This is a genomic window from Burkholderia anthina, assembly GCF_902498995.1.
GTDB lineage: Bacteria > Pseudomonadota > Gammaproteobacteria > Burkholderiales > Burkholderiaceae > Burkholderia > Burkholderia anthina.
In genome coordinates this window covers 1-7802 of the sequence record NZ_CABVLY010000054.1, presented here as the reverse complement: position 1 = coordinate 7802, position 7802 = coordinate 1, and the positions used below count along the sequence as shown (strand labels likewise).

General features: G+C 68.8%; 6 protein-coding genes and 1 pseudogene. 4 read left to right on the top strand and 3 right to left on the bottom strand.

Features of this window, described 5'->3' with window-relative positions; genetic code table 11:
* The 4 genes from BME24068_RS34655 to BME24068_RS34640 form a co-directional block, all read left to right on the top strand.
* Positions 1 to 1587: collagen-like triple helix repeat-containing protein (locus BME24068_RS34655; protein WP_174928794.1), on the top strand; the 1587-nt coding region annotated here is incomplete at its 5' end.
* A 123-nt stretch (positions 1588 to 1710) separates the two neighbouring features.
* Entirely contained in the window at positions 1711 to 2994 is a 1284-nt protein-coding gene (locus BME24068_RS34650; RefSeq protein ID WP_174928793.1) for an isoprenylcysteine carboxylmethyltransferase family protein, read from the top strand.
* A gap of 450 nt (positions 2995 to 3444) precedes the next feature.
* Positions 3445 to 4128: a histone acetyltransferase gene (locus tag BME24068_RS34645; protein ID WP_174928792.1), complete on the top strand. Its 684-nt coding sequence runs from the start codon at positions 3445 to 3447 to the stop codon at positions 4126 to 4128.
* A 54-nt stretch (positions 4129 to 4182) separates the two neighbouring features.
* Positions 4183 to 4755 carry an NADPH-dependent FMN reductase gene (locus tag BME24068_RS34640; protein ID WP_174928791.1) on the top strand — a complete coding sequence of 191 codons (573 nt, stop codon included), beginning with the start codon at positions 4183 to 4185 and terminating at the stop codon, positions 4753 to 4755.
* A gap of 9 nt (positions 4756 to 4764) precedes the next feature.
* On the opposite strand, the gene BME24068_RS34635 is transcribed toward BME24068_RS34640, so the two are convergent.
* The 3 genes and pseudogenes from BME24068_RS34635 to BME24068_RS34625 form a co-directional block, all read right to left on the bottom strand.
* Complete coding sequence (locus BME24068_RS34635; protein WP_174928790.1) at positions 4765 to 5397, bottom strand: DUF2894 domain-containing protein; 633 nt, start codon at positions 5395 to 5397, stop codon at positions 4765 to 4767.
* A complete protein-coding gene (locus tag BME24068_RS34630) occupies positions 5394 to 6038 on the bottom strand; it encodes an OmpA family protein (protein ID WP_096500022.1) in 645 nt (214 codons plus the stop codon). Before BME24068_RS34630 ends, BME24068_RS34635 begins: the two co-directional genes overlap by 4 nt.
* 3 nt (positions 6039 to 6041) lie before the next feature.
* Positions 6042 to 7802, bottom strand: a pseudogene (locus tag BME24068_RS34625) (DUF802 domain-containing protein); the annotation flags it as partial.

Here is a 7802-nt window from a genome sequence, read left to right as displayed (position 1 = left end):
GGTACTTCCGGTACTTCCGGTACTTCCGGTACTTCCGGTACTTCCGGTACTTCCGGTACTTCCGGTACTTCCGGTACGTCGGGTACTTCCGGTACCTCGGGTACTTCCGGTACCTCGGGCACCTCCGGTACCTCAGGCACCTCCGGTACCTCAGGCACTTCGGGCACTTCCGGCACCTCGGGCACTTCCGGCACCTCGGGCACTTCCGGCACCTCGGGCACTTCCGGCACCTCGGGCACTTCCGGTACTTCCGGCACCTCAGGCACCTCCGGCTCCGGCGTCACCCCGCTCGGCAACGTCCTGCAGAAAACCGGCAACCTCGTCACGGCGCTCGGCACGACCGTCGTCAACGGCGGCTCGCAAATCGGCGGCGTGCAGATCCCCGGCACGAACCCGACGACGGCCACCAGCGTCGGCAATGCGGTCGCGAGCCTCGGCAACGGCGTGCAGTCGCTCGGCAACGGCGTCGCGGCCGGCCTCGGCTCGATCGGCGTATCGCCGAACCCGCTCGGCCCGACGCTGACGTCGACCACCGGCCTGCTGACCGGCGCCGGCGGCGCCGTCAACAACCTCGGCGACGCAGTGAAGAGCCTCGGCTCGGGCCCGCTGTCGCCGCTCTCGCCGGTGACGACGCTGGTCGGCGACCTCGTCAACACGGTCGGCGGCGCGGTCAACTCGACCGCATCGGGCCTGAACACCGCGCTGAACAGCACGCCGGTCCAGCAGCTCGAGACGCAGGTCGGCAAGGTGATCAACCCGATCACGAACACGCTGACCGGCGGCGTCACGACGCCGGGCGCCACGCAGACGCTCGGCAGCGTCACGCTGCTCGGCACGCCGCTCAACGGCCTGTTGAGCACGCTCGGCAACGGCCTCGCCCTTGCCGGCTCGAAGGTCGGCGGCGCGACCGACAACCCGCTCGGCGCCGGTCTCGGCGGCGTCGTGGGTCAGCTCGGCAACACGGTGACGGCGACCGGCGGGCTCGTCCACGACAACAACGGCGGCACCAGCGGCACCAACCCGCTCGCGCCGATCACCGGCCTGCTCGGTTCGCTGACGGGCGGGCTCGGCGGCATCGGCTCGAGCGGCACCGGCGGCACGAGCGGCACCAGCGGCGGCCCGCTCGCGCCGATCACGGGCCTGCTCGGCTCGGTGACGGGTGCGCTCGGCGGCCTCGGTTCGAGCGGCACGGGCGGCAGCAGCGGCACCAGCGGTTCGGGCGTCGGCGGCCTGCTCGCGCCGGTCACCAACCTCGTCAACTCGCTGACGCCGCTCGGCGCAAGCCTCACCGGCACGGTCACGACGCCGGGCGGCCACCTGACCGGCAGCCTCGGCGGCGCGCTGACGAACGGCCCGGTCGGCACGGTGACGGGCTCGCTGACGTCGGCCCTCGGCACGCTCGGCGCAGTCGGTACGGCCGGCCCCGGCGGCGCGACCGGCACTGTGACGACGCCGGCCGGCAGCGGCACCGTCACGGGCGGCCTCACCGGCAGCTCGAACGGCGGCGCTGCGGGCGGCGCGGCCAACCTGCTGTCGCCGGTGACGAACCTGCTCGGCGGCTTGCTCGGCGGCACCACCAAGAAGTAACGCTTCACGTATCAGAACCACAGGCCAATGGCCGGGCGCATACCAATCCAAAGCCCGGCCAGCGGCCGGCGTCACCCCGCCGAAGCGGGGGTCGCCGGCCGTCATCCCGACGAGGATCCGATCATGAATTCCACGCTCGACGGCATCGCCGCGGTCCAGGACCGCCCGCCCCGTTCCGCCACGCCATTTCGCGCGGGCCTGCTCGGCATCACGGCCGGACTCTTCGCGCTGTGGGTCACGCGCGACCACCCGACGCTCGACGCGGCCACGCGCGCGGTGATCGCGAGCCTCGCGATCATCGGCACGATCGCGCTGCACGAAATCTTCATCTCGCGCGTCTACCTGCGCCCGAGCGCCGGGCTGTCGCGGCAGGCCGTGCGCCCGTTCGCGCCGGCCCGCGTCGCGACGCGGCTCGGCGCGCTCGCGTCGATCTACGCGGGCATCGGCGCGATCTACTGGCTGCTGCCCGAGTATCACGGCGCGTTCTACCTGCCGTTCTGGTCGCTGCTGCGCTCGCTCGCGCCGTACGTGATCGTCGCCGCGCCGTTCTATTTCGCGTGGATGGATCGCCACCAGCGCGAGACCGACGACGCGTACCTGCTGTGGGGCCGCCTCCTGTTCCGCCGCGAGAGGCCCGCGAACTGGCAGCCGGTGCGCGAAATGCTCGCCGGCTGGGGCGTGAAGGCGTTCTTCCTGCCGCTGATGATCGTCTACCTGTCGAAGGACGCCGATCACCTGAGCGCGTCGCTCGCGCACGCGGTGAACGCGCCGATGACGCTCGCGACCTTCGTGTTCCTGTACGATCTGTCGTTCACGATGGACCTGATGTTCGGCACCGTCGGCTACCTGTGCACGTTCCGCATCCTCGACAGCCACGTGCGCACCGTCGAGCCGACGACGCTCGGCTGGGTCGCCGCGCTGATGTGCTACCAGCCGTTCTGGTCGCTGATCTCGAACAACTACATCCGCTACGAAGGCACGCTGTTCTGGGACAACTGGCTGCTGTCCGCGCCGACGCTGCGCGCGATCTGGGGCGCGGTGATCATCCTGCTGCTGATGACCTACGCGCTGTCGACGATCTCGTTCGGGCTGCGTTTCTCGAACCTCACGAACCGCGGGATCATCACGTCGGGCCCGTACCGCTTCACGAAGCATCCCGCGTACATCACGAAGAACCTGTCGTACTGGATGGTGTCGGTGCCGTTCGTCGAGCCGCTCGGCTGGCAGGTCGCGCTCATGCATTGCGCGGGACTCGTCGCGATCAACCTGATCTACTACACGCGGGCGAAAACGGAAGAACGCCATCTGATGCGCGATCCGGACTATCGCGCCTATGCCGAATGGATCGCGCAACACGGGTTGTTCGCGCGGATCAAGCAGGCGTTCGGGGGGCGGCAGGCGGCGTGAGGCAACGGCGGGCGGCATCGACACGCCCGCGCCGTTGCGGCCAATTGTCGCGAAACGCCACGATTCCGCGCCTTTCGTCGCTTTTCGCCGCCACGTCGGTTGCCCGCCCTCTGCCCGTCGCGTATGGTGCTGACCGTCCGCGCGCGCCTGTCGCGCGGCCACCGACCGTCGTCCCGCACGACGGCCGCGCGGGCCCGGCCCGCCATCACCGTCTCCGCGACACCGCCGTTCGGCGTCGCGCATTCTTGAGGAGCGAGGCGTGATCCACAAAGTCCTGATCCTGTTCGCACTCTGCATCGCGGGCCTCGCCGCGATCGCCGCCGGTTTCCAGCACATCCCCAGCTGATTCGCGGCCCCGGCTCGCTCGTCGAGCCCGGGGGCCGCCGCCATTCCCTTCCCCTGTTGCGATGAACCCCTTTCTCGATGCGCCCGGAACGGGCACCCTTTGCCATGCGTATCGACGTACAGCATTCCCAGCACGACATCGACGATGAACTCGACGCGCTCCACGCGCGCCTGCACCAGCCGGGCCATCGCCTGCACGATCTGCCGGCCGTCGCGCTCGGCGACTCCGGCCTGATCGTTCGCCACCGCGAGGCGGACGGCGAATACTTCCTTTACGTCGAGGACCCGTCGGCCCGGCAACTTGCCGGTTACACGATCTTCAACCGGCTCCCCGAGCTTCCACGGCGCGCAGACCGCTACCTGCGCGCGCCGCACACGCGGCTGCGCGCGTCCGCGCAACGGCGGGGCCTCGCGACGACACTGTATCGATGGGGACTCGACGCGGGCCTGTGCCTGATCAGCGGCGCGCGCCAGTCGGTCGGCGCGGCGCGATTGTGGCACGCGCTCGCGCATGACTACCGGCACGGCTTCGTCGACGTCGAAGGCCGCGCGCTGCGCTATCTCGGCGAAACCGTCGAAAGCGAGGTGCACGACGCGCTGCATACGCGCAGGCTGCTGATCGGCAACAGCTGGACGCTCGGCGAACTGGCGCGCGCAACCGGGATGACGGACGTGGCCGCGGCCGGATGCGATTCGATGAAATTGCCGCCGGCCCGACGTGAATTGCAACACGCCCGCGGCACTCGCCCCGCGCATCGCGCCGCGCCCGCACTCGCACCGATGCGATAATTTGTCCGGTCCGCGCGACGCCGCCGCGCATTCCGCCACCCGATACGCTCTCCGATGGCCACCGAACCCCGAACCGATTCCGAGCGCCGCATCGACATCGTCGCGTTGTGCGGCAGCCTTCGTGCGCAGTCGTACAACGCCGCGCTGCTCGACGCGGCCGCGCGCGTCGCACCGCGCGGCATGCACATCACGCGTTTCGATCGCCTCGGCGAATTTCCGCTGTTCAATCCCGATGCCGAATTTCCGTCGCCGGCCGCGGTGCGCGACCTGATCGAGCGACTGAACGCCGCCGACGGCGTGCTGATCGCGAGCCCGGAATACGCGCACGGCGTGACGGGCGTGATGAAGAATGCGCTGGACTGGGTCGTCGGATGCGAAGCCGTCGTGTACAAGCCGGTCGCGGTATTGAATGCGTCGCCGCGCGCGACGCATGCGGACGCGGCGCTGCGCGAGACGCTGTCGGTGATGTCGGCGTGCATCGTCGAACCCGCGTCGATCGCGCTGCCGATCCTCGGCAGCCAGCTCGACGCGGCAGGCATCGCCGCGCATCCGCCGTTCGCATCGGCACTGGTCGACGCATTGCACGCGCTGCGCGCGGCGATCGACGCGCAGTCGCCACGCAGCTGAAGACGCGCGTTATCGCGCCTTGGTGCGGGTGGTCTTGCGCGCCGGCTTCGCGACCTTCGTCGCCTTCGCGCGCGGCGCTTCCTTCTCGGGTTGCGCGCCGCCGCCGGACAGATCCTCGAGCCACGCGAGCGCATCGATGTACGACAGGAATTGCTGCAGGTATTCCGGCGACAGCTCACGCATCGTCGCGAGCGACCGGTGCACGAGGCTGTTCGAATTGAGCGGCCCCGCGTTGCGCGGCACCTGGTCGAGCGACTGGCGATACTGCTGTTCGGTGCGCACCTTCGACCACATCGTGCGGAAGTAGTCGATCAGTTCGGGATCGAGCCCGCGCCGGTCGGCCTGCGCATCGCGCGCGAGACGCTCGACGAGGCCGCCGAGCGCGCCGCGCGGCATCTGCCCGGTTGCTCGCGTCGTGTCGCACGCAATCGCCGCTTCATCGGCGCGTGCGACGATCTCCGTAAAACCGTCCAGCAGCGTCGCGAGACGCGCATCGAGCAACGCGCGCGCATCGCCGTCTAGCGCGGCCGCGCGCCTTTCGAGCGCGTCGAGCCGATGGAAGCGCACCGGGTCGAGCCGATCGGCGCCCTGCGCGCGCCAGGCGTCGAGCGTTGCGCGCACCTGCGTCGCGTCGCCCGTCACTTCGCGCGCCCTCCGTTCGACGCGGTCTTGCGCGGCACCGGTGCGATTTCCACGCGGCGGTTCTTCGCGCGGCCTTCGTCGTCCGCGTTCGAGCTGACCGGCTGTTCGGAACCGAACGCGGCCGCGAACACCGACGACGCAGGCACGCCCGCGTCGATCAGCGCGCGCGTGACGGTCAGCGCACGCTTGGCCGACAGTTCCCAGTTGTCCGCGAACTGGCGGTTGCCGGCGTGCACCTGCTGGTCGTCGGCGAAACCGCTGATCATCAGGATCTCGTCGCGCGTCTTCAGGTACGTGGCAAGCGGCACGGCCAGCGTCTTCAGCAGATCGCTGCCCGCGGGCTGCAACTGATCGGAATTCAGCGCGAACAGCACGTTGCCGCTGATGCCGATACGGCCGTTCACGAGCGTCACGCGGCCGGCCGCGAGCGGCCCGGCGAGCGCCTGTTCGAGCGACTTGCGCTGCTGCGCCTCCTGCTGGCGCGCGCGCACGGCTTCCTCGAGCTTCGACGTGAGCTGCAACTGCATGCCGATCACGCCGACGAGGATCAGCACGAACGCGCCGAGCAGCACCGACATCAGGTCGGCGAACGCGGGCCACACCGGCGCGGAAGGTGCGCCGTCGTCGATTTCGTCGTGCATGCGTTACGCTCCGACCGATGCCCGCCGCCCGGCGAGATGCTGCAAATCTTCGACGATCTGCTTCTGCGACAGCATGCTCAGGTCGATCACCTCGCGCGCCTGCGCGACGTAGTACTCGAGCTGTTCGTCGCTGCGCGCGAGCGATTTCTCGAGCGCGGCCTCGATGCGCTGCAGATGGGTCAGCAGCTTGTCATTCGACTCGCCGAATACCTGTACGGCCGCGCCGAACGCGTCGCCAAGGCTCGCGACCTCGACGGCGCCCGCCGTGACCTGCGCGGCGACCGAATCGAGCTTGCGCGTTTCGGCATCGACGGTGTCGTTGAAGCGCGCGCCGACGCGATCGAGCAAATCGGCCGACGTGCTGACGAGCGCGTCGATCGCGGTGCGTTGCTCGGTCGACGCATGGTTGACCGCGCCGAGCAACGTTTCGAGCGTCGCGAGCAGGCGGCCGCGCTCCTCGAGCATCTCGGTGTCGCGCACCATGCTGTCGGACAGGCGCTGGCGCAGCTCGGCGACGACGTCGGCCGCGGCCTTCGGCGCTTCCGACGCGGCCTGCACGAGGCGCGAGATTTCGTTGATCGTGTCGCTCGCATGCACCTGCGCTTGCGCGGTGATGTCGTTCGCGGTGCGGGTCAGCGTGTCGCAGATGTCCTGCTGTCGCGTTGCGGCCTGCGCGCTCGTCTGCGCCCATTCGTCGCGCAGCGCGGCAGCCATCGCGGCGAGCGAGTCGTTCCACGCGGACAGACGCGCTTCGTCGCGTGCGGCCAGTTGCGTTTGCAGGCCCGCGTGCGAATTGTGGATCGTCGACAGCAGGTCGTTCGAGCGCTGCTCGAAGGTCGCTGCCTGTGCGGTCAGGTCGCGCGTGGTCTGCGTGAGTGCGTCGCAGATTTCCTGCTGACGGCCTGCGCTATGCACGCCTGCGCGTTGCCATTCGTCGCCGAGCTTCGTCGCCATTTCCGCAAGCGAGGCATTCCACGTCGACAGACGTTCTTCGTCGCGCGCGGCCAGTTGTGTTTGCAGGTCCGTGTGCGAATTGTGGATCGTCGACAGCAAATCGTTCGATCGTTGCTCGAAAGTCGCCGCTTGCATGGTCAGGTCGCGCGTGGTCTGCGCGAGTGCGTCGCAGATTTCCTGCTGACGACCGGCGCTATGCACACCTGCGCGCTGCCATTCGTCACCAAGCTTCGTTGCCATTTCCGCGAGCGAGGCGTTCCACGTCGACAGACGTTCTTCGTCGCGCGCGGCCAGTTGCGTTTGCAAGCCCGTATGCGAATCGCGAATCGCCGACAGCAGATCGTTCGATCGTTGCTCGAATGTCGTAGCCTGTGCGGTCAGATCACGCGTGGTCTGCGCGAGAGCGTCGCAGATTTCCTGCTGACGACCGGCGCTATGCACGCCTGCGCGTTGCCATTCGTCGCCAAGCTTCGCCGCCATTTCCGCGAGCGAGGCATTCCACGTCGACAGACGTTCTTCGTCGCGCGCCGCCAGTTGCGTTTGCAAGCCCGTATGCGAATCGCGGATCGTCGACAGCAAATCGTTCGATCGTTGCTCGAATGTCGCCGCTTGCGTGGTCAGGTCGCGAGTGGTTTGTGCGAGAGCGTCGCAGATCTCCTGCTGACGACCGGCGCTGTGCACGCCGGCACGCTGCCATTCGTCGCCAAGCTTCTCGGCCATTGCAGCAAGCGACGCATTCCACGTCGACAGACGTTCTTCGTCGCGCGCCGCCAGTTGCGTTTGCAAGCCCGTATGCGAATCGCGGATCGT

Coding starts and splice junctions, on each gene's coding strand:
- BME24068_RS34645 (WP_174928792.1), top strand. CDS start 3,445: ATGCGTATCGACGTACAGCATTCCCAGCACGACATCGACGATGAACTC.
- BME24068_RS34630 (WP_096500022.1), bottom strand. CDS start 6,038: ATGCACGACGAAATCGACGACGGCGCACCTTCCGCGCCGGTGTGGCCC.
- BME24068_RS34650 (WP_174928793.1), top strand. CDS start 1,711: ATGAATTCCACGCTCGACGGCATCGCCGCGGTCCAGGACCGCCCGCCC.
- BME24068_RS34640 (WP_174928791.1), top strand. CDS start 4,183: ATGGCCACCGAACCCCGAACCGATTCCGAGCGCCGCATCGACATCGTC.